Raw genomic sequence first — 20,071 nt, 5'->3', positions numbered from 1 at the left:
CAACTCATTCCCTTGGGTTGATGTGAACTCAGTCACCGAACGGCCCGGCCGCGCAGAACGCGCCGCCCTGATAGACCTTGGCCGGGTCATCGGCAGCCACGGGCGGCTGGGCTTCGACCTGGGCGCGGAACACTTCGGACGTGTCCTTGGGTGCAAACCCCAGGTGCGCGGCGTGGCGGTTGTCCCACCAGGTGCCCTGGTTATCCGACATGCCGTAGACCACGGTGTGGCCGACGTTCGGCGTGTACAGCGCGCGTTCGAGCAGTTGGGTGAGGTCGTCGAAACTCAGCCAGGTGTGCATCATCCGGCGGTTCTGCGGCTCCGGGAACGACGAGCCGATGCGGATGCTCACGGTCTCGATGCCATAGCGGTCGAAGTAGAAACTGGCCATGTCTTCGCCGTAGGACTTGGACAGGCCGTAGTAGCTGTCCGGGCGGCGTGGCGAGTGGGCGTCGATGGTTTCGGTCTGTTTGTAGAAGCCGATCACGTGGTTGGAGCTGGCAAAGATCACACGTTTGACGCCATGGCGACGGGCGGCTTCGTAGATATGAAAGGTGCCACTGATGTTGGCACCGAGGATCTCTTCAAAAGGACGCTCTACCGAGACACCGCCGAAGTGCAGGATGGCGTCGACGCCTTCCACCAAGTGATGCACGGCTTGTTTGTCGGCGAGGTCGCAGGGCTGGACTTCTTCCGAAGCATCGGCAGCCGGGGCCATGGCCGCGATATCGGACAGGCGCAGGACATGGGCGTAGGGGCGCAGGCGCTCGCGCAGGACTTTGCCAAGGCCGCCGGCGGCACCGGTGAGGAGCAGGCGGTTGAAAGGAGCGTGGGTGGTCGTGGTCATGGGGATTCCAGATTTTTTGTTGTAGGTTGTCGTATGACTATGCCGAAGTATTGTTAGGGAGTCCCCAGGTTGTCAACGTTCTTGCGGACAGAGCGCGGAGTAAAATGTGGGAGAGGGCTTGCCCTCGATGAGGGCATGCCAGTGAGTGCATCTGTTAGTGACCCACCGCCATCAGGAGCAAACCCCCTCCCACCGGGGATTTCCTGGGGCTGGGAGGCTGAGTTCTACAACAGCGAGATTGGATAGCTGATAAAGATCCGGTTCTCATCAAACTCGTTGGTGCTGAAATCCCGACGCATGGTCGAGTTGCGCCACTTCACGTTGAGGTTCTTCAGCGCGCCGCTCTGCACGGTGTAGGCCAGCTCCGACTCGCGTCCCCACTCTTTGCCGTCGGTGATCGCGCCGGTGTGTACGTTGCTGCCGCTGATATAGCGGTTCATCAGGGTCAGCCCCGGCACGCCGAGCGCCACGAAGTTGAAGTCATGGCGCACCTGCCAGGATTTCTCCTTGGCGTTGTCATAGCTGGCGTTGTAACTGTCGTTGGCCAGGGTGCCGCCGCTGGTGCCGTTGACGCGCATCCACACGCTGTCGCCGGTGAGTTTTTGCAGGCCCACATAGAAGGTGTTGCCGCCGTATTTGGCCGAGAGCAGGGCGAAGGTGGTCTTGTTGTCGAGGTCGCCGGCCAGGGCGCTGCCGTCTTCCTTGCCGCTGAAAAAGCCGAGGTTGGCGCCCAGAGTCCAGTCGCCTACCGGCTGGCTGTGCGTGAGGTTGACGTAGCGTTGCTGGTAGATATCGCTCAGTTCGGCGTACCACAGGCCGACCTGGGTGCGCTTGTCATTGAAGCTGTATTCGCCGCCGCCGAAGTTGAAGCGGTCGGAGGTGAACGCCGCTTTGCCGTTCATGAACATGTCTTCCATGCTTGCGTCGTTGCGCGGGCTGTTGCCACGGAACTGGCCGCCGTAAAGGGTCAGGCCGGCGATCTCGTTGGAGGTCACCTGGCCGCCGCGAAAGGTCTGGGGCAGGGAGCGCCCGTCGTCGGAACGCAGGATCGGCAGCACCGGCATCCATTCGCCGACCTTCAACTCGGTCTTCGACAGCCGGGTTTTCAACGCCACACCCAGACGCCCGAAATTATCCGCAGGGCGACCGTCATCATGGATCGGCAACAACTGCGTGCCACCGGTGCCTTTACCGCCGTCGAGCTTCTGGGAATACAGGCCCAACACATCAAGACCGAAGCCCACGGTGCCTTGGGTAAAGCCCGACTTGGCATCGAGAATGAAACTCTGCGTCCACTCTTCGGCCTTGCCCTGAGCGTTCGCCGGGTTGGTGAAGTTACGGTTGAAATAGGCGTTGCGCAGGTTGAGCGTGGCCTTGGCGTCGTCGACAAACCCTTCGGCCTGGACAGTGAGGGGGAGGGTGAAGGCCAGGCTGCCGAGTCCGATAAGACCGAGACGCGCAGACGAATTGCGGGCGAATTGACTCACAGTGATGCTCCCTTTCTGTTTGTTGTTTTTATTATTTGTTATACGTCGTCGTACAACATTGGAGCGGATATTTGCGGGGATTTCCCGAGGTGTCAAGGGGAAGTTATACGATGACAACGAGGGTGCCGACCTAAAGCGGGCAGAGTCAATGTCGTTTCAGCCAGCCAGCAGCATCGGCGGCAAGGTGCCCAGGAGTGAAACGGCGGCCACTGCGCAAACACCCAGCAGCCATTCCAGCATCACGCTGGCCCTCAAGCTGCCCAGCCGTTGTTCGCAGCTATCAAGGCGTAAGCGGTTCAGCAACGCCAGCGCCAACATCCCCAGCACCAGCATCACCTTGATCAACAGAATCAGGGCAAAACCACTGAACAACGGCGTGGGCCACAACTGCCCGGTCAGGACGCGCACATTGATCAGGCCGGTCACCAGCAAGCCCGCGACCAGGCCGTAACCCACGCCACTGAAACGACGCAGGACGGGCGCCAACTCAAAACGCTGTGATTGCCTGAGGATCAAGACCAGCAGCAACAGCCCGCCCAGCCACGCGCCCACACACATCAGATGGACCACCTGGTTGAGGATCAACAACTGCCCGCTCAGCCCATCGAGCATGGCGCCATGGCCGACCGGTGCCAGGGTTATCAGCAACAGCGTGATCAGCGGCAGGCGAGGGGCCCTCCACGGGGTCATCAGGCTGATGATCAGTAAGCCGTTCACGATCAGATGCCAGGTCCACACCTGGCCAAAAAAGGTCTTGCCCAGCACCAACTGCACCGTCGACGGTTCCAGCGCCGCCGACCATGAGCCCGCCATGCTGACAGTAATCAACAGTAACCAGATCGCCCCCGACGCGAGGGCCGTCCATGCCAGCCCACGGGTGATGCGCAGCAATTGCCGGTCCAGCGCCGGCTGCGGTTCAGCGCCGAGGAGCCAGGGCCTGAACGCGCAGGCCCCGAACATCAGCAACACGACGATGAAATGCACAAAGCGGCACAGCACCAGCAGGGTCGCCATGGATTACTGGCCAACCTTGAAGCTGTATTCGCCGTTGCTCTTGTGGGTGTCCACCGACACGGCATTCCACACCACTTTGTAGTTGCCGGCCGCGAGTGGTGCGGCCGGGGTGACCACCAGGACTTTCTTGTCGGTGCCTTCGGTGTCCAGGCCTTTGATCGCGATTTCGGTGCCGTCCTTGCTCAGGGACACCTTGGTGAAGGTCGCCTCGATGCCTTCGCTGAAGGTCAGGCGCAGATCGGCGGGGGCTGTCACCGTGCTGTCTGCCGCCGGCGTGGAGCTTTTGAGGTGAGCATGGGCGAACGCCGCCGAGGCGCCCAGCAGGGATGCGAGCAGGGCGACGATGGTGAGGGTTTTCTTGATCAACATTGTTCAATACCAATCAATGGGTAGGAGTGGGCAGTGTACGAAGTTTCGGCTTGGCCTGTCGCCCCGATCTAGAGCGGGTGGTAGTCTTTGGCGTATGTCTTTGTCAGGGAGCCCTTATGGGCAATCACAAGATCGGAATTCGTAGGGCCAACGTCGAAAAAATCCTGCTGGCGGCGGAGAAAGTCTTCGCCGAGAAAGGCTACGGCAGCACCGCCATGGCCGACATCGCCGAAGAAGCGCAACTGCCGCGCTCGAACCTGCATTACTACTTCACCACCAAAAGCGAGCTGTACAGCGCCGTGCTGTTCGACCTGCTGGACGTGTGGAAACAGGATGCCCTGAGCTTCGAAACCTTCGATGACCCACGGGTGGTGCTCAGCAGCTACATCCGCGCCAAGATGCAGCGCTCACGCACACGGCCGTATGGCTCCAAGGTCTGGGCCAACGAAATCATCCACGGCGCGCCGACACTCGGTGAGGCGCTGGACGAAAGCCTGTACGACTGGGCCAAGATGAAGGAAGCGAAAATTCGTCAATGGGTGGAAGACAAACGCATCCTGCCGGTAGAGCCGTCGAGCCTGCTGTACATGATCTGGGCTTCGACCCAGCACTATGCCGACTTTGACCATCAGGTGAAGATTCTGAATGATCACCAGCCGTTGTCGGACCTGCAGTTTGAGAAAGCGATCCAGACCGTGACGGGTGTGATTTTGCGCGGGATTGGGTTGGAGCCTTGAGTCTTGTGGTGAGGCTGATGGCCCTATCGGGGCATAGGTATCTACACAACTTTCCGTGGATGCTGAATCTATGGCAAACGGGCTGTTGTGGTGAGCGGGCTTGTCCCGCGCTGGGCTGCGCAGCAGCCCAGCGCGGTACAAGCCCGCTCACCACAGAGTTATGTATAAGCCTTTGAGAGTTGTGTAGATACCTATGCCTATCGGGGGCAAGCCCCCTCCCACATGTGACCGCATTTAGCCAATTGTGTGGGAGGGGGCTTGCCCCCGATAGCGATCTAAAGGACTACACAGCCTCCCTGTAGGGATTCCTCGGATCCTGGGTCCAATTCAAAAACGGCTTGCCCGTGTCGATGGGCACCATCTCAATGCAGTCCGCCACCGGGCAGGTGATCTGGCACAGGTTGCAGCCCACGCACTCATCATCGATCACCTCGTATGCATGCGTACCATCCGCCTGCTTCAAGCTGGCGATGGCCTGGTGCGACGTATCCTCACAGGCAATATGGCAACGCCCGCACCCAATACACGCGGCCTGGTCGATCTTGGCGATCACCTGGTAGTTGATGTCCAGGTACTTCCAGTCCGTGGTATTGCCCACAGCCCGCCCGGAAAAGTCCTGCAAGCTGGTGTAGCCCTGGCTGTCCATCCACCGCGACAGCCCGTCCTTCATCTCTTCAACGATACGAAACCCGTGCAGCATCGCCGCCGTACACACTTGCACCGCGCCGCAACCGAGGGCGACGAATTCTGCCGCGTCGCGCCAGTTACCAATGCCGCCAATGCCGCAGATCGGCAGGCCTTGCGTCTGCGGGTCGCGGGCGATTTCCGCAACCATGTTCAGGGCAATCGGCTTGACCGCCGAGCCGCAGTAGCCGCCGTGGGTACTTTGCGTACCGACGACGGGCAGGGCGACCATGCGCTCCAGGTCCACGCTGGTGATGGAATTGATGGTGTTGATCAGCGACACCGCATCCGCCCCACCGCGATACGCCGCCCGCGCCGCCACCCGGATGTCGGTGATGTTTGGCGTGAGCTTGACGATCACCGGCAGTGAGCAGTAGGTCTTGCACCAGCGTGTCACCTGTTCCACATATTCCGGCACCTGGCCTACTGCTGCGCCCATGCCGCGCTCGGGCATGCCGTGGGGGCAACCGAAGTTCAGTTCGATACCGTCACAGCCAGTGGCTTCCACCAGCGGCAGGATGTTTTTCCAGGACTCTTCGACACACGGCACCATCAGCGACACGATCAACGCGCGGTCGGGCCAGTCCTTTTTCACCTGGGTGATTTCCCGCAGGTTGATCTCCAGGGAGCGGTCGGTGATCAGCTCGATATTGTTGATGCCCAGCACTTCACGGTTGGCGCCGTAATGCGCCGAGTAACGTGACGACACGTTGACCGCCGCCGGGTCTTCACCCAGGGTTTTCCACACCACGCCGCCCCAGCCTGCCTCGAAGGCGCGGACCACGTTGTAGGCCTTGTCGGTGGGCGGCGCGGAGGCCAGCCAGAACGGGTTGGGGGCTTTGATACCGGCGAAGACAATCGAGAGATCGGCCATTACGCGGCCTCCACAGTCAGCATGAGTTGGGCGTGCATGGCTTCGGCGGCCAGCTTGCCGTGTTGCACCGCTTGTACGGTGAGGTCCTGGCCGAGGCTCACGCAATCACCTCCCGCATACACGCCGGGAATGCTGGTGCGCAGCTGTTCGTCGACAAAGATTCGCTCGCCCACGCGATGCAGTTGCTGGGCCAGTGGATCGTGTAACGCTGCGCCGTCAAACCCTTGCCCGATGGCCTTGAAGATCGCATCGGCAGCCAGTTCGAAGCTCTCGCCGGTGGGGTGCAGGCGGCCGTTTTCCATGTGTGTGCGCTGGAAGCGCATACCGCGTACGTGGCCCTCGTCATCGAGCAGCACTTCTTCAGGCTGGGCCCAGGTCAACAGGCGCACCTGATTGGCTTTGGCGATGTCCTGTTCATGGTGCGTGGCGCCCATGTCCGCCAGGCCGCGACGGTAGACGAGGTTGACATCGCGGGCGCCGAGGCGGGCCATTTGCACGGCCATGTCGATCGCAGTATTGCCAGCGCCGAGCACGATGCAGCGGTCGGCCAGTGGCAGTTGGGTCAGGTCATCGGCCTGGCGCAGTTCGCGGATGTAGTCGGTGGCGGCGAGCAGGCCGGGGGCGTCTTCGTGGGGCAGCCCCAACTGTTTGCTGGCGGCGAGACCCAGGCCGAGGAATACCGAGTCGAATTGCTGGTGCAGTTCGCTCAAGGTGAGGTTATCGCCCAGGCGCTGGCCGTGGCGCATCTCGATGCCGCCGATCTGCAGGAGGAAATCCAGTTCCTTCTGGGCAAAGTCATCCACCAGTTTGTATTTGGCGATCCCGTATTCATTCAGGCCGCCGGCTTTTTCGCGGGCTTCGAAAATCACCACGTCATGGCCATGCAAAGCGGCGCGATGGGCGCAGGCCAGGCCGGCCGGGCCGGCGCCCACCACGGCGATGCGCTTGCCGGTTGTCGCGGCGCGCTGGAAGGGGTGTTCGCTGAAGTGCGCATTGTCGATGGCGTAGCGTTGCAGCAGACCGATCAGCACGGGCGCGCATTCTTCGCTGTTGTTGCGCACGCAGGCTTGCTGGCACAGGATTTCCGTCGGGCAGACCCGTGCGCAGCTGCCGCCGAGGATGTTGGCCGAGAGGATTTTCTGCGCCGCGCCTTGGACGTTTTCGGTGTGGATGTTGCGGATGAACGACGGAATATCGATGTCGCTGGGGCACGCGTTCACGCAGGGCGCGTCGTAGCAGTACAGGCAGCGCGAGGCTTCCAGTTGGGCCTGGCGGGCGTTCAGGGGCGGCGCCAGGTCGGTGAAGTGGCTGGCGAGGGTTGCGCCATCCTCATGGGGATGGGGGAGGTGGGTCAGGGCCTGGATCACGGTGGTGGCCTCACGGTTATTGAGGTGCTGCCTCTGATGGGCATTGTTTTTTTGTTGCCTGTGCTGGCCTCATCGGGGGCAAGCCCCCTCCCACATTTGACCGCGTTTTTCCAATTGGAATGAGATCAGTGTGGGAGGGGGCTTGCCCCCGATGACGGTCTCAGCGCTTCACAGCAACCGGCCTGGCATGCTCAGCCCGCTTGCTCAACTGCTCGAACACCGACGGATACGCCGGCCGTTCCACATAGCGCCCGGCACCGCGCTCGGCGCGCAGGTCGCCATCGGCCCAGACCAGTTTGCCCTGGCTGATGGTATGGCTCGGCACGCCGCGCACGGTCTTGCCTTCGAAGATGTTGAAGTCGACGTTCTGGTGGTGGGTCTTGGCGGAAATGGTCCGCGTGCCCTCGGGATCCCACAGCACCAGATCGGCATCGGCACCCACACGGATGGCGCCTTTGCGCGGGTACAGGTTGAAGATCTTCGCGGTGTTGGTGGAGGTCAGCGCAACGAATTCCTGCATCGACAGGCGCCCGGTATTGACGCCTTCGTGCCATAGCAGCGCCATGCGGTCTTCGATACCGGCGGTGCCGTTGGGAATCTTGCTGAAATCGTCCCGGCCAGCGGCTTTTTGCTCGGCGCAGAAGCAGCAGTGGTCGGTGGCGGTGGTGTGCAGGTTGCCGGATTGCAGGCCATGCCACAGCGCTTCCTGATGCCCGCGTGGGCGGAACGGCGGGCTCATCACATAGCCGGCGGCGGTTTGCCAGTCGGGGTGCTGGTAGACACTGTCGTCCAGCAACAGGTGGCCGGCCAGCACTTCGCCGTACACCGCCTGGCCTTTGCCACGGGCGTAGGTGATTTCATCCAGCGCTTCCTGGGTGGAGACGTGTACCAGATACAGTGGCGTGCCAATGGTCTCGGCGATGCGGATCGCACGGCTGGCCGCTTCGCCTTCCACCTGGGAGGGGCGCGACAGTGGGTGTGCTTCCGGCCCGGTTATGCCCTGGGCCATCAGCTTGCGCTGCAGGTGGTACACCAACTCGCCGTTTTCCGCATGCACGGTGGGCACTGCGCCCAGCTCAAGGCAGCGTTCGAAGCTGGCGACCAGGGTATCGTCGGCCGCCATAATCGCGTTCTTGTACGCCATGAAATGCTTGAAGCTGTTGATGCCGTGATGGCTGACCAGCTCGGCCATTTCCTCACGCACCTGTTCGCTCCACCAGGTGATCGCCACGTGAAAACCGTAGTCGGACGCCGATTTTTCGGCCCAGCCGCGCCACTGGTGAAACGCTTCCATCAAGGACTGCTGCGGGTTGGGAATCACAAAATCAATGATGGACGTGGTGCCGCCGGCCAGACCCGCTGCCGTGCCACTGAAGAAGTCTTCACTGGCCACGGTGCCCATGAAGGGCAATTGCATGTGGGTATGGGGGTCGATGCCGCCGGGCATCAAGTATTGGCCGCTGCCATCAAGTATCTCGGTGCCGGCGGGAATCTCCAGATCCGTGCCAACGGCGCGAATCAGACCGCCTGCGCACAACACATCGGCGCGGTAACTTTCATCATGGGTAATAACGGTGGCGCCACGGATCAACAGCGACATGTCGAGTTCCTCAAAGGCTTGACCGGCTTGTGCCAGTTCTAAGTGTTGTAATGCTGTCGCCGAGCGGTGGTTAATTCCTGTCATCGGTGACAGGAATAGAAACTAGCCCGAGTTTTTCGATAGGGCAAGAATATTTTTTATAAGCTTATTCATTTTATATGTAATTGATTTATAAGGATAAAAAATCAATATCACCAAAATGTCGCGGGCTCTCACCATTTTGACGCACTTGACAGGTTCTCAATATGAGCAACATTTCTTATTGCAAATCAGACGCTTGAGATATGCCCCTTGACGGGCCAGGGAAATAAAAATAATTGTGTTGCACCAGATTGAGTCCGACAGTTCGGGCAACTTCCACGTTATCCAGCCTGAGTCGCGTGGCAAGTACCCTAGGTTCAATCGGAAAGCTGATTAACATCAGCGAGTTATATAAGCGGTAAGGGTATGGCGGCGGTTTTCGGCACGGTTATTGAGTGCAGGAACGGCTGGCCGGGCCCGTGATGTCATGTTGTTTACGAGGTACTCCGGCCACCTGCATCAACCCTGCAGGTGAGCAACAATAATTCGAAAAAACCGTGGAGCGGCCATGCAACAGAACAGATCGCAAGTTATTGAGCGCAACGGCCTGTACGAACTCGACGCCGGCCCCGACGTCCTCGACAGCCCTCGCTACAACCACGACATGGCACCCACCAAGGTGCACGAACGCACTTGGAACAAGTGGCACATCACCGCGCTGTGGGTCGGCATGTCGATCTGCGTGCCCACGTATACATTGGGCGGCGTGCTGACTGCTTACTTTGGATTATCAGTGGGCGAGGCGCTGGTCGCGATTCTGCTGGCCAATATCGTGGTGCTGATCCCGCTGACCCTTAACGCCTTCCCCGGCACCAAGTACGGCATTCCGTTCCCGGTGTTGTTGCGCTCGTCCTTTGGCATCCTCGGCTCCAACGTGCCGTGCTTGATTCGAGCGCTGGTGGCCTGTGGTTGGTTTGGTATCCAGACGATGTTTGGCGGGCTGGCGATTCACCTGTTCCTGGGCTCGATTTTCGAGGGGTGGAAGTCCCTCGGCGGTACCGGTGAAGTGATTGGCTTCATGATCTTCTGGTGCCTGAACTTGTGGGTGGTGTTGCGCGGCGCCGAGTCCATCAAGCGCCTGGAGACCTTGTCGGCACCGCTGCTGGTGGCGGTGGGGGTTGGCCTGCTGGTCTGGGCCATGCCGAATGTGTCGATCAGCGAATTGATGGCGATCCCGCCCAAGCGCCCGGAAGGGGCGAGCCTCACCGGTTATTTCATGGCGGGCCTTACCGCGATGGTCGGCTTCTGGGCCACCTTGTCGCTGAACATTCCCGATTTCAGCCGCTACGCCAAAAGCCAGAAGGACCAGATCCTCGGGCAGATTTTCGGCCTGCCGCTGACCATGTTCCTGTTCGCCGCCCTCGGCGTGATCATGACCGCCGCGTCGGTGAAACTGGTGGGCGTCAGCGTGTCCGACCCGGTGACCCTGATCGGGCATATCCAGAGCCCGGTCTGGGTCGCTATCGCCATGGCGCTGATCATCATCGCGACCTTGTCCACCAACACGGCGGCGAACATCGTCTCGCCGACCAATGACTTCCAGAACATCGCGCCCAAGCTGATAAACCGCACCACGGCGGTGATCCTCACCGGGTTCGTGGGGCTCCTGCTGATGGCCCATGAACTCCTGAAAAAGCTTGGGCTGATCGTCTCCGATGTGAGCCTGGAAACGGTCTATTCGAACTGGTTGCTGGGCTATTCCAGCCTGCTTGGCCCCATCGCCGGGATCATGGTGGTGGACTACTTCATCACCCGCAAACAGCAGCTTGACCTGGCGGGGCTGTACCGCGACGACGTGTACCCGGCATGGAACTGGAGCGGTTTTGTCGCCTTTGGCGTGCCGGTGGTGCTGACCTTGCTGTCGTTGGGCAGTGACGCGTTCAGCTGGTTCTACAGCTATGGCTGGTTTACCGGTTCGGCGTTGGGCGGGGTGTTGTATTACGGCCTCAATGCCCGGCGTGGAGCCAACCCGGTCGTTGTCAATTCATAAGAAATACAAGCCTGAGGAGATCCCCATGAACGCTGCCCTCGACGTTCTGCAATCGACCCACCTGCATATCAACCGCGACCGCTTGTGGCAGTCGCTGATGGACCTGGCCAAGCTCGGCGCCACCCCCAAGGGCGGCGTGTGTCGCCTGGCCCTTACCGACCTCGATCGCAAGGCCCGCGATCTGTTTGTGCAATGGTGCGTAGACGCCGGTTGCACGGTGACCGTCGACGGCATTGGCAATATCTTCGCGCGCCGCCCTGGCCGTAATCCCGACCTGCCGCCGGTGATGACCGGCAGCCATATCGACACCCAGCCCACGGGCGGCAAATTCGACGGTTGCTTTGGCGTGTTGGCCGGCGTGGAAGTGCTGCGCACCCTCAATGACCTGAAAGTGGAAACCGAAGCACCGCTGGAAGTGGTGGTGTGGACCAACGAGGAAGGCTCGCGCTTCCCGCCGTGCATGATGGGCTCCGGCGTGTTTGCCGAGAAATTTACCCTCGCCGAAACCCTGGCCAAGGTCGATGCACAGGGCGTCAGCGTGGGTGATGCGCTGAATGCGATTGGCTATGCGGGCACCCGGCCCGAAAGTGGGCACAAGGTCGGTGCGTATTTCGAGGCGCATATCGAACAAGGGCCGATTCTGGAGGATGAGAAGAAAACCATCGGCGTGGTCCTTGGCGCCCTCGGGCAAAAATGGTTTGACCTGAAACTGCGCGGCGTTGAGGCGCATGCCGGGCCGACGCCGATGCACCTGCGCAAGGATGCGCTGGTGGGCGCAGCAGCGGTGGTGGCGGCGGTGAATGCGGCGGCGCTGGGGCATCAGCCCCATGCGTGCGGGACGGTGGGTTGCCTGCAAGCGTACCCGGGATCGCGCAACGTGATTCCTGGCGAAGTGCGCATGACCCTGGACTTCCGTCACCTGGAACCGGCGCGGTTGGATTCGATGATTGCCGAGGTGCGCAAGGTGATTGATGACACCTGCGCCAAGCATGGCCTGAGCTTTGAAATGGAGCCCACCGCAGATTTCCCACCGCTGTATTTCGACAAAGGCTGCGTTGACGCCGTGCGCGATGCGGCGAACGGGCTGGGTTTGTCGAACATGGACATCGTCAGCGGGGCAGGGCACGACGCGATCTTCGTCGCAGAACTGGGCCCGGCGGGGATGATTTTTGTGCCGTGCGAGGGGGGTATCAGCCATAACGAAATCGAGAATGCCGCACCGGATGATTTGGCGGCGGGGTGTGCGGTGTTGTTGCGTGCGATGGTGGCCGCTTCTGCTGCAATCGCCAGCGGCAAGCTAGCGGCCTGAAATGCGGGAAAAAATGTGGGAGCGTGCGGGGCGACAAAGTAAGCCTAGATTGTAGGAAAAAAATGGCTCTGGTGATCACGTGCAAGGCGCGTCCTACTCTGTTGTACGAAGTTTCTGTTGCTGCGTTGTGTGCTCTACAGCTTGCTCTTCCAGTGTTAGTTTCCGCCGGGAAAATTTACTGCAAAGGAAGCATGTAATGCCAAATCCAATGCCGCCACCCGGTGTATCGCTCAATGAAAATATGGCCACGGCCTTTCATAAAAAGAATGTGCTGAAGGCTGGGTCAGCATTTATGTACTCTTGGTTTTATACTCAAGTACGAAATCGTGGCCCTTGGGATTACAAACAGATTTCCAGAGAATATGAAGCGTTTGGGAACTTTCATTATGGCGCTGTTGGGATAGCTGCCGGTTTCAGCGAAGAAGTGCTTTTGCGAGCCGCGGGCCTTGCCCAGAATAGGGCAGGCTCGGGCAAGCCTGAGTTTGGTAAATGGTGGGCAGACGCTCCATTCGGTGACGATCCAATCGACCAATATTGGATCAAGGAAGGAATCAGGTATGCCCGGTTCAGGAACTACTAAAAGATCGCTGTATTCAGTTGTTACGACAATCCTGCTGCTGCTTTGCCTGGTTTACATCGGCGGCAGCTGGCTGCTTTCGGCGGGCCGACCGCAACTGACTGAAGTGGTGCTCAGAGCGCCTCTGAACGCTGATGCATCGATCTACGGCGTCAAGGATGACCGTGGTGGCGCAACGGTTCCGTTCAGTTATCGATACTACGTTTACCGAACTTTAGCCAGCGACCGTGAAGTGTTGTCCGCGCTCAAAGAGGCGACTCCGTTTCTAATTACTCGTGACGCATCGGCCAAGGTTGTCACTCAGGGCAGCGAGATTATTGTCTCGGTCACGGGGGAGGTATCTGACTACCACAGCAGTACCTTGTATCGACATGCCGATGGCCGTGACTTCACTCCCGTCAGCGTTTTCCTCAATAGTCGGCCATAAACTTGATAATCTTGGCGGTCAGTCCGAAAGGGCTTGCTAGCGATAGGGCGACTCGATCTGGAACCTATACCCAGATCGCATCCCACAATGGATAGTCGCCAATCTTCTCTACCAATCCCGCCCGCAATGGATTGGCTACCACATACCGGGCCATCTTCACCAAATCATCTTCCTTGCGCAGTGCTCGGTCGTGAAAGCTGCCTTGCCAAAGCCGGCCCTTGCGGCCGCTTGCGCCGTTGACGGACCGCGTGCTTTTGGATTTCACCTGCCGCATCAGATCCGCCAGCGAGCCTTTGCGTAGTTCGATGAGCCAATGAAAGTGGTCCGGCATGATCACCCATGCAAGGGACTTCGCCAGCCCTTGGTACTGCGCGAGGCGGAACTGCCAGACCACCAGGCGACCGAGGTGGAAGTCGTTGAATATCGGGATGCGTTCGTGGGTGTTGGTGGTGATGAGGTAGATGCGGTCTGGTTCGCTGAAGCGACCGATGCGCAGGCGGTGTGAAGCGGGTAGGTCAGGCATTCCTTGGCCTCTCTTTTGGGGTGTTTCAAGAGGCTAGGTTGGAGGACAAGGGATTGGTCGGCAGGCTTTTGGCAGGATGTGTCTGGAAGGCCGCCATCGGGGGCAAGCCCCCTCCCACATTGGATCTGCGGCATTCATACATTGTGTGTCTGGAACAGGGCCTGTGTGGGAGGGGGCTTGCCCCCGATTGCGGTATGAAGACCCACCGCCGTCGGGGCCAGCTCTCCCTCACTTTTGCCATCCGCCGCCGAGTGCTGTCAAAAGTCCCACACTCGCCTGCAACTGCCGCGTCTGCACCGCCTGTAACGTCCTCTGCGCCTGCAATGCCGCTGTCTGCGCCGTCACCACATCCAGGTAACTCACCGCGCCGGCCTGATAGCTGTTCATTGCCAGCGCCTGGGTGTGCTGCGCCGCATCCGCTGCCGCTTGCTCATCCTGGGCCTCCTGCTGCAAATCCCGCAGTTGCGCCAGGTTGTCTTCCACCTCGCGTATGGCCTTCAACACCTGGCTGCGGTATTGCGCCGACGCCTCTTCAAACTCGGCTTTGGCCTGGCGTTCATTGGCGCTCAAGCGTCCGCCGTCGAAGATCGGCACATTCATCAGCGGCCCCAACGCCCAATAGCGATTGCCAGCGGACAGCAGGTTGCCAGCGCCTTGAGTCTGCCCGCCAATCAAGCCGGTCAAACTGAAGTCCGGGTACCAGGCGGCCTTGGCCACGCCGATGTTGGCGTTGGCGGCAAATACTCGACGCTCTGCCGCTGCAATATCCGGGCGCCGTTGCAACAACTGGCTCGGCAGTTGTGATGGAATCTGCGGTAGAGCGATCAACTGCCGGCTGGGCGGCAGTGAAAAATCACTCGCCGGCACGCCCACCAGTTCTGCGATGGCATGCTCGGTAAGGTTACGTTGCCCCTCCACTTCATCCCGCTGCGCCTTGGCCTCGGCCAGTTGGTTCTGCGCACGGGTCAGGTCCAGTTCCGACGCGATCTGGCCTGCGTAACGACTGCGCGTCAGTTGCAGCGCTTGGCTGTAATCCTCCAGCGAGTTATTGAGAATCCGGTCCTGTGCATCCAGCCCATTGAGCTGCACATACAGGGTCGCCAGTTGATGTTGCAGGCTCAACTGCGCCACGGCCAGGTCATCGCCGGACGCTTGCACCTGGGCATCGCCCGCCGCGACCTGATTGCGGATTTTGCCCCACAGGTCCAGGTCGTAGCTCAGGGAAAACCCAGCGGTGTTGCTGTTGTACACCGAAGGCTGCGTCGTGCCTCGCAGCGGTCGCGAGTCCGATTGGCGTTGGCGCAGCGGCTGCGCACTGGCGGTGATCTGCGGGAACAGTCCGGCGTGCAGTTGGCTGGCATAGGCCTGGGCTGCATCGAAGTGCGCCAAGGCCGCCGCGAGGTCCGGGTTGGCCGTGAGCAGTTGCTGTTGCAGGTTATCCAGTTGCGCGTCGTGGTAAAGCGCCCACCCTTGTGGCACCCGTTGATCGGCCGGTTGCGCGCTGTGCCATGGGCCATCGCGGGTCTGCTCGCGATACCCTGCGGGCAGGTCGATTGACGGCACTTTGTAGGTGGGCGCCATCGAGCAACCTTGCAACGCCAATAGCACCAGTGCCGCCAGCGGTTTAAGCCTTGGGCGCATGGGCACCTCCAGCCGCTTCGGCCAATTGCACGGCGTCGCCTTCGCGCAGGGCATCTGGCGGATTGTCGACCACGCGGTCGGCAGGTTTCAGGCCCTGGTCGATCACCAGGCGTTCGCCCAGGTCGAGGCCAATGTGGATGGTTTGCAGGTGCACATGGTTCTGTCCATCCAGTAGCGCGACTTGGGTGCCTTGGGCGCGGAAGATCAGCGCGCTGGCCGGGATACTGACGCCATGGGTGTCGGCCGGAATCGGCAGCGTGGCTTCGGCGTAATCACCGGGCAGCAGCTGGTCGTCGGGGTTGTCCACCACGAACTGCGCGAGCAGGGTGCCGGAGCGGCGATCGATGGCGGTGGAGTCGCCAATCAGCCGCGCCTTGAAGTGCTCGCCAGGGTGTTCGGGCACGGTGAGCCGGGCTTCCAGGCCGGGGTGGATCACTGCCGCGTAGTTTTGCGGCACGGGGACGTAAAGGCGCAACTGGTGCGTATCGGCGATGTTGAATAACTCCGGATCACTGTCGCTGTCGGCCTTGATCAACTGGCCGATATCGGTGTTGCGCGCAGTGATGGTGCCGGCGAACGGCGCGCGAATGGTCTTGTAGCTTTCCAGCGCTGACAGGCGTGCGTAGTCGGCAGCAGCGGCTTGGACATTGGCGTTGGCGGCCGCGGCGTTGGAGGTTTTTTCATCGGCTTCCTGGCGCGACACGGAGTGGCTCGCCAGCAGGTTTTGCCAGCGCGTCGCGGTGGTCGCCGCGAGGCGTGCGTTGGCCTGTTCCTGCACCAGGCGTGCGTGGGTTTGCGCCAGCTGTTGATCGAGGTCCGGGCTGTCGATTTCGCCGAGAATTTGTCCGGCTTTGACTTGGCTGCCGATGTCCGCCTTCCAGTCCTTGAGGTAACCGCTGACCCGCGCATGAATCGGCGCTTTGCTCCACGCCTCCAGGTGCGCAGGCAGGCGCAAGGTGTCACCGGCCACGTTCTGTTGGGGTTGGAATACCATCACTTGGGGAATGGCGGCGGTCTCGGTCCAGGCCGTCACCGATTGCTCGTGTAGCGTGCGGGCATGCAGGCCGTTGGCGACCAACAGGGCGGCCAGGGTCAGGCCGCTGACACCCATGAGCATCAGGCGCTTGCGCGAGGGTTTGTGATCAGGCGACATGTGGGGTTTCTCCTGCAACTGCGCGAGTAGGGTGACGCCCGTGGACAAGGCTGAAGACCACAGGAACAAACAACAGGGTGGCGACTGTGGCGAAGATCAAGCCACCGATCACCGCTCGACCCAGCGGCGCGTTTTGCTCCTCGGACAGCGCCAGGGGCAACATGCCGATGATCATCGCCAGGGCCGTCATGCACACCGGGCGAAAGCGTGTGTAGCCGGCTTCCAGTGCGGCTTTCAACGCATCGCCATGTTCGGCCAGGCGCTCACGGCAGAAACTCACCACCAGGATCGAGTTGGCGGTGGCCACGCCCATGCACAGGATCGCGCCGGTCAAGGCGGGCACCGACAGCGAGGTGCCACTGAGGAACAGCATCCACACAATCCCCGCCAATGCTGCCGGCAACGCGGTGATGATCACGAACGGGTCGGCCCAGGATTGGAAATTGACCACGATCAGCAGATAGATCAGCACCACCGCACCGAGCAGGCCGAAGCTCAGGCCGCTGAAGGCTTCATGCAGCGCGTCGATTTGCCCATGCAGGCTGATCGACGCGCCCTTGGGGCGCAGGGCCGCGGTGTCATCCAGCACCTTTTGCACGTCGCGGGCCACGCCACCGAGGTCGCGGCCTTGCACGTTGGCGTACAGGTCCAGGGTCGGCTCGATGTTGTAGTGGGTCACCACCGCCGAGCTTTGCACGCGAGAAATGGTAGCCACGCCGCCAAGGATTTGTGATTGGCCGTCGGCGCCGGTCACTGGCAAGGCTTCCAGCGACGGCAGGCTGTCGAGGCGATATTGCGGGGTGGCGGCGACGATGGAGTACGACACGCCGTTGGCCGGGTTGAGCCAGAAGGTCGGCGCGGTTTGCGAGCTGCCGGCCAGCGACGCGACCATGCTGTTGGTCACGTCGCGCTCGGTAATGCCCAGGCCGTTGGCGCGCAGGCGGTCGACATTCACTTGCAGCGACGGGTAGCCGGTGGATTGCTGGATACGCAGGTCGGCAATGCCCGGCACATGTTGCAGGCGGCGCTCAAGCTCTATGGCATACGCACGGTTTTCGGCATCGTTGCGCCCGGAGATTTTCACGTCCAGCGGGGCGGGTGCGCCGAAGTTGAGGATCTGGCTGCTGATGTCGGCGGGCAGGAAGGCGAAGTGGCTGCCGGGGAAGCTTTGCGGCAGCGCTTCACGCAGTTTTTTCACGTAGTCGGCGGTGGGCGCGTGGTGCTTTTTCAGGCTGACCTGGATGTCGCCATCCTGGGGGCCGATGGTGCCGCTGTTGCTGTAGGCCATGTCGATGCCGCTGAGCGGGATGCCGATATTGTCGACGATGGTGTCCAGTTCTGCGGCCGGGATCACTTCGCGGATCCGCGCTTCTATGCGGTCGAAGGTGGCGGCACTTTCCTCGATACGCGTGCCCAGCGGCAGGCGCACGTGAAGGGCGAGGGCGCCGGCGTCGGTGGCCGGGAAGAAGTCCTGGCCCAGGCTTGGCAGCAGCAGGAACGACGCCAGCACGCAGGCCAGGAAGCCGATGATAAAGCGCTTGCGATGACCCAGTGCCAGGGTCAACAGGCCGTGGTAAGTGTCGCGGGTATTCGAGAAATGGCGCTCGAAACCCTGCTGCAAATTCAGCACTGCTTGCAGCGCGCGATGGCGTGGTTGGGTGTGCTGCTCGCCCTCATGGTGATTGATGAAGTCGTCTTCCGGATGATGCCCGGCACCTTGCTCCGGCGTGTGTGGCTTGAGCAGGAACATCGCCAGCGTCGGCACCAAGGTGCGCGAGAGGACAAAGGAACTGGCCATGGCAAAAATCACCGCCAGGGCCATCGGCCGGAACAGGTAACCGGCGATGCCCTGAAGCATGAACATCGGCACGAACACGATGCAGATGCACAGCAGCGACACAAACGCCGGGCCGACAATTTGCGCGGCGCCGTCGAGGATCGCGGTCTTCACCGCCTTGCCTTGTTCCAGGTGCCAGTTGATGTTCTCGATGGTCACCGTGGCGTCATCCACCAGAATCCCCACCGCCAGCGCGAGACCGCCGAGGGTCATGACGTTGAGGGTTTGCCCGCTGACAGCCAGCAGCGCGATTGCCGAGAGCACTGCCAGGGGAATCGAGGCGGCAATGATCAGGGTCGAGCGCCAGCTGCCGAGGAACAGCAGGATCATTGCACTGGTCAGCAGTGCGGCGATGATGCCTTCCTGGGCCACGCTGCCCACCGATTGTTTGACGAATACCGAGGCGTCGCCCAACAGGGACGTCTTGAGCGACGGCGGCAGCGTCTCATTGATGCGCGGCAGCATTCCACGGATACCGTCGATGATCGACAGGGTGGAGATGCTGCCGTTCTTCAGCGCCGGCATCAGCACGGCGCGATGGCCGTCGACACGCACGATGTTGGTCTGCGGGGGCGAACCGTCGCGCACGTGGGCGACCTGGCCGATGGTGATCAACGCGCCGTCGACGGTCTTGATCGGCAGGTCGTTGAGTTCATCGATGGCCTTGGGGCTGTTGTTGAGCAGGATCGTGTATTCGTTGGGGCCGAGCTTGGCGGTGCCCACCGGGATGATCTGGTTCTGCAGGGCCAGGGCATTGCCCACGTCCTGCGCCGACAGGCCTTTAGCCGCCAGCGCCTGCGGGTCAAGGTCGAGGGTAATCTGCCGCTGCTTGCCACCCATCGGCGTGGGCATCGCCAGGCCGGGCAGGGCGCTTAACGGCAGGCGAATGTTGTTCTGCACCAGGTCGCGGATCCTGGCTTCCGACAGGCTCGGGCTGGAAAAGGCCATTTGCAGGATCGGCACCGTGGATGCGCTGTAGTTGAGGATCAGCGGCGGCGTGATACCCGGCGGCATCTGCTTGAGTACGGTTTGTGACACGGCGGTCACTTGGGCATTGGCGGTGCGAATATCGACGCCGGGTTGGAAGAATATTTTCACGATGCCCATGCCGGGCAGGGATTGCGATTCGATATGTTCGATGTCGTTGACGGTGGTGCTCAGGGAGCGTTCGTAGGTGTAGATCACCCGGCCGGCCATGGCGTCCGGCGACAGGCCGTTGTACTGCCAGACCACGGCGACCACAGGGATACCGATATCGGGGAACACGTCCGTGGGGGTACGCAGGGCCGCCATCGGCCCGATGATGCAGATGAATATGGCCAACACGATAAACGTGTAGGGCTTGTGCAGTGCGGTCTTTACCAGCCCGAGCATGCGTGAACCTCCGAGGGAGCAGGATTGCAAACCCCGGCAGTCTTGCCCGACCCACCTAACACGCACCTTTCAGCCAGGTGAAGGAACATTTAGGTACGGGCTGAAGATCGTTTCATATGGATTCATTTGTTCTACACAGGGCTGCTGGCCAAGCTTGTCACCCATCGGACACATCGTCTT

General features: G+C 61.0%; 16 protein-coding genes. 5 read left to right on the top strand and 11 right to left on the bottom strand.

Going from position 1 to position 20,071, the window contains the following annotated elements:
* Positions 1 to 28 precede the first annotated feature (28 nt).
* From NDJ82_RS01175 to copC, 4 genes are all read right to left on the bottom strand, one after another.
* Positions 29 to 847: an NAD-dependent epimerase/dehydratase family protein gene (locus tag NDJ82_RS01175; protein ID WP_099586624.1), complete on the bottom strand. Its 819-nt coding sequence runs from the start codon at positions 845 to 847 to the stop codon at positions 29 to 31.
* Between the two features lie 224 nt (positions 848 to 1,071).
* Positions 1,072 to 2,334: an OprD family porin gene (locus NDJ82_RS01170; protein WP_099586625.1), complete on the bottom strand. Its 1,263-nt coding sequence runs from the start codon at positions 2,332 to 2,334 to the stop codon at positions 1,072 to 1,074.
* 156 nt (positions 2,335 to 2,490) lie between these two features.
* Positions 2,491 to 3,348, bottom strand: a complete 858-nt coding sequence (gene copD, locus NDJ82_RS01165) for a copper homeostasis membrane protein CopD (protein ID WP_099586626.1) — start codon at positions 3,346 to 3,348, stop codon at positions 2,491 to 2,493.
* A gap of 3 nt (positions 3,349 to 3,351) precedes the next feature.
* Complete coding sequence (copC, locus tag NDJ82_RS01160) at positions 3,352 to 3,717, bottom strand: copper homeostasis periplasmic binding protein CopC (RefSeq protein ID WP_158878884.1); 366 nt, start codon at positions 3,715 to 3,717, stop codon at positions 3,352 to 3,354.
* Positions 3,718 to 3,833: 116 nt separating this feature from the next.
* Between copC and NDJ82_RS01155 the strand changes: the two genes are divergently transcribed.
* Positions 3,834 to 4,454 (top strand): TetR/AcrR family transcriptional regulator, encoded by a 621-nt coding sequence (locus NDJ82_RS01155; protein WP_099586628.1) that lies wholly within the window; start codon positions 3,834 to 3,836, stop codon positions 4,452 to 4,454.
* Between the two features lie 283 nt (positions 4,455 to 4,737).
* On the opposite strand, the gene preA is transcribed toward NDJ82_RS01155, so the two are convergent.
* The 3 genes from preA to hydA form a co-directional block, all read right to left on the bottom strand.
* Positions 4,738 to 6,012, bottom strand: a complete 1,275-nt coding sequence (gene preA / locus NDJ82_RS01150) for an NAD-dependent dihydropyrimidine dehydrogenase subunit PreA (RefSeq protein WP_099586629.1) — start codon at positions 6,010 to 6,012, stop codon at positions 4,738 to 4,740.
* A complete protein-coding gene (locus tag NDJ82_RS01145; RefSeq protein ID WP_250924797.1) occupies positions 6,012 to 7,379 on the bottom strand; it encodes an NAD(P)-dependent oxidoreductase in 1,368 nt (455 codons plus the stop codon). Before NDJ82_RS01145 ends, preA begins: the two co-directional genes overlap by 1 nt.
* 160 nt (positions 7,380 to 7,539) lie before the next feature.
* Positions 7,540 to 8,979: a dihydropyrimidinase gene (hydA, locus tag NDJ82_RS01140; RefSeq protein ID WP_099586631.1), complete on the bottom strand. Its 1,440-nt coding sequence runs from the start codon at positions 8,977 to 8,979 to the stop codon at positions 7,540 to 7,542.
* A gap of 589 nt (positions 8,980 to 9,568) precedes the next feature.
* Between hydA and NDJ82_RS01135 the strand changes: the two genes are divergently transcribed.
* The 4 genes from NDJ82_RS01135 (at position 9,569) to NDJ82_RS01120 (ending at position 13,363) form a co-directional block, all read left to right on the top strand.
* The gene (locus NDJ82_RS01135) at positions 9,569 to 11,050 is read left to right on the top strand and encodes an NCS1 family nucleobase:cation symporter-1 (RefSeq protein ID WP_158876821.1); all 1,482 of its coding nucleotides are present in this window, start codon (positions 9,569 to 9,571) and stop codon (positions 11,048 to 11,050) included.
* A 25-nt stretch (positions 11,051 to 11,075) separates the two neighbouring features.
* On the top strand, positions 11,076 to 12,359 hold the full coding sequence (locus tag NDJ82_RS01130; protein ID WP_191959701.1) for a Zn-dependent hydrolase: 1,284 nt from the start codon (positions 11,076 to 11,078) through the stop codon (positions 12,357 to 12,359).
* A 196-nt stretch (positions 12,360 to 12,555) separates the two neighbouring features.
* Positions 12,556 to 12,939, top strand: coding sequence for a polymorphic toxin type 44 domain-containing protein (locus NDJ82_RS01125; protein ID WP_244653864.1), 384 nt, complete (start codon positions 12,556 to 12,558; stop codon positions 12,937 to 12,939).
* Complete coding sequence (locus NDJ82_RS01120; RefSeq protein ID WP_099586634.1) at positions 12,917 to 13,363, top strand: hypothetical protein; 447 nt, start codon at positions 12,917 to 12,919, stop codon at positions 13,361 to 13,363. The genes NDJ82_RS01125 and NDJ82_RS01120 overlap by 23 nt, the downstream gene beginning before the upstream one ends.
* A gap of 64 nt (positions 13,364 to 13,427) precedes the next feature.
* Here the strand turns inward: NDJ82_RS01120 and NDJ82_RS01115 are convergent, their stop codons facing one another.
* The 4 genes from NDJ82_RS01115 to NDJ82_RS01100 form a co-directional block, all read right to left on the bottom strand.
* Positions 13,428 to 13,886, bottom strand: coding sequence for an REP-associated tyrosine transposase (locus NDJ82_RS01115; RefSeq protein ID WP_250924796.1), 459 nt, complete (start codon positions 13,884 to 13,886; stop codon positions 13,428 to 13,430).
* A 228-nt stretch (positions 13,887 to 14,114) separates the two neighbouring features.
* On the bottom strand, positions 14,115 to 15,527 hold the full coding sequence (locus NDJ82_RS01110; protein WP_250924795.1) for an efflux transporter outer membrane subunit: 1,413 nt from the start codon (positions 15,525 to 15,527) through the stop codon (positions 14,115 to 14,117).
* Entirely contained in the window at positions 15,511 to 16,680 is a 1,170-nt protein-coding gene (locus tag NDJ82_RS01105; protein ID WP_158876813.1) for an efflux RND transporter periplasmic adaptor subunit, read from the bottom strand. Before NDJ82_RS01105 ends, NDJ82_RS01110 begins: the two co-directional genes overlap by 17 nt.
* Entirely contained in the window at positions 16,670 to 19,891 is a 3,222-nt protein-coding gene (locus NDJ82_RS01100) for an efflux RND transporter permease subunit (RefSeq protein ID WP_250924794.1), read from the bottom strand. Before NDJ82_RS01100 ends, NDJ82_RS01105 begins: the two co-directional genes overlap by 11 nt.
* Positions 19,892 to 20,071: the final 180 nt, after the last annotated feature.

The organism is Pseudomonas sp. SR18 (assembly GCF_023701505.1).
In the GTDB taxonomy this organism is placed as follows: Bacteria; Pseudomonadota; Gammaproteobacteria; order Pseudomonadales; family Pseudomonadaceae; genus Aquipseudomonas; species Aquipseudomonas cyclaminis.
The sequence above is the reverse complement of the archived record's forward strand: the minus strand, read 5'-3'. Positions and strand labels throughout refer to the sequence as shown.

Bases quoted from the DNA above. Each gene is read 5' to 3' on its own strand.
- NDJ82_RS01175 (WP_099586624.1), bottom strand. From the start codon at position 847: ATGACCACGACCACCCACGCTCCTTTCAACCGCCTGCTCCTCACCGGT.
- copD (WP_099586626.1), bottom strand. From the start codon at position 3,348: ATGGCGACCCTGCTGGTGCTGTGCCGCTTTGTGCATTTCATCGTCGTG.
- copC (WP_158878884.1), bottom strand. From the start codon at position 3,717: ATGTTGATCAAGAAAACCCTCACCATCGTCGCCCTGCTCGCATCCCTG.
- NDJ82_RS01155 (WP_099586628.1), top strand. From the start codon at position 3,834: ATGGGCAATCACAAGATCGGAATTCGTAGGGCCAACGTCGAAAAAATC.
- preA (WP_099586629.1), bottom strand. From the start codon at position 6,012: ATGGCCGATCTCTCGATTGTCTTCGCCGGTATCAAAGCCCCCAACCCG.
- hydA (WP_099586631.1), bottom strand. From the start codon at position 8,979: ATGTCGCTGTTGATCCGTGGCGCCACCGTTATTACCCATGATGAAAGT.
- NDJ82_RS01135 (WP_158876821.1), top strand. From the start codon at position 9,569: ATGCAACAGAACAGATCGCAAGTTATTGAGCGCAACGGCCTGTACGAA.
- NDJ82_RS01130 (WP_191959701.1), top strand. From the start codon at position 11,076: ATGAACGCTGCCCTCGACGTTCTGCAATCGACCCACCTGCATATCAAC.
- NDJ82_RS01125 (WP_244653864.1), top strand. From the start codon at position 12,556: ATGCCAAATCCAATGCCGCCACCCGGTGTATCGCTCAATGAAAATATG.
- NDJ82_RS01120 (WP_099586634.1), top strand. From the start codon at position 12,917: ATGCCCGGTTCAGGAACTACTAAAAGATCGCTGTATTCAGTTGTTACG.
- NDJ82_RS01115 (WP_250924796.1), bottom strand. From the start codon at position 13,886: ATGCCTGACCTACCCGCTTCACACCGCCTGCGCATCGGTCGCTTCAGC.
- NDJ82_RS01110 (WP_250924795.1), bottom strand. From the start codon at position 15,527: ATGCGCCCAAGGCTTAAACCGCTGGCGGCACTGGTGCTATTGGCGTTG.
- NDJ82_RS01105 (WP_158876813.1), bottom strand. From the start codon at position 16,680: ATGTCGCCTGATCACAAACCCTCGCGCAAGCGCCTGATGCTCATGGGT.
- NDJ82_RS01100 (WP_250924794.1), bottom strand. From the start codon at position 19,891: ATGCTCGGGCTGGTAAAGACCGCACTGCACAAGCCCTACACGTTTATC.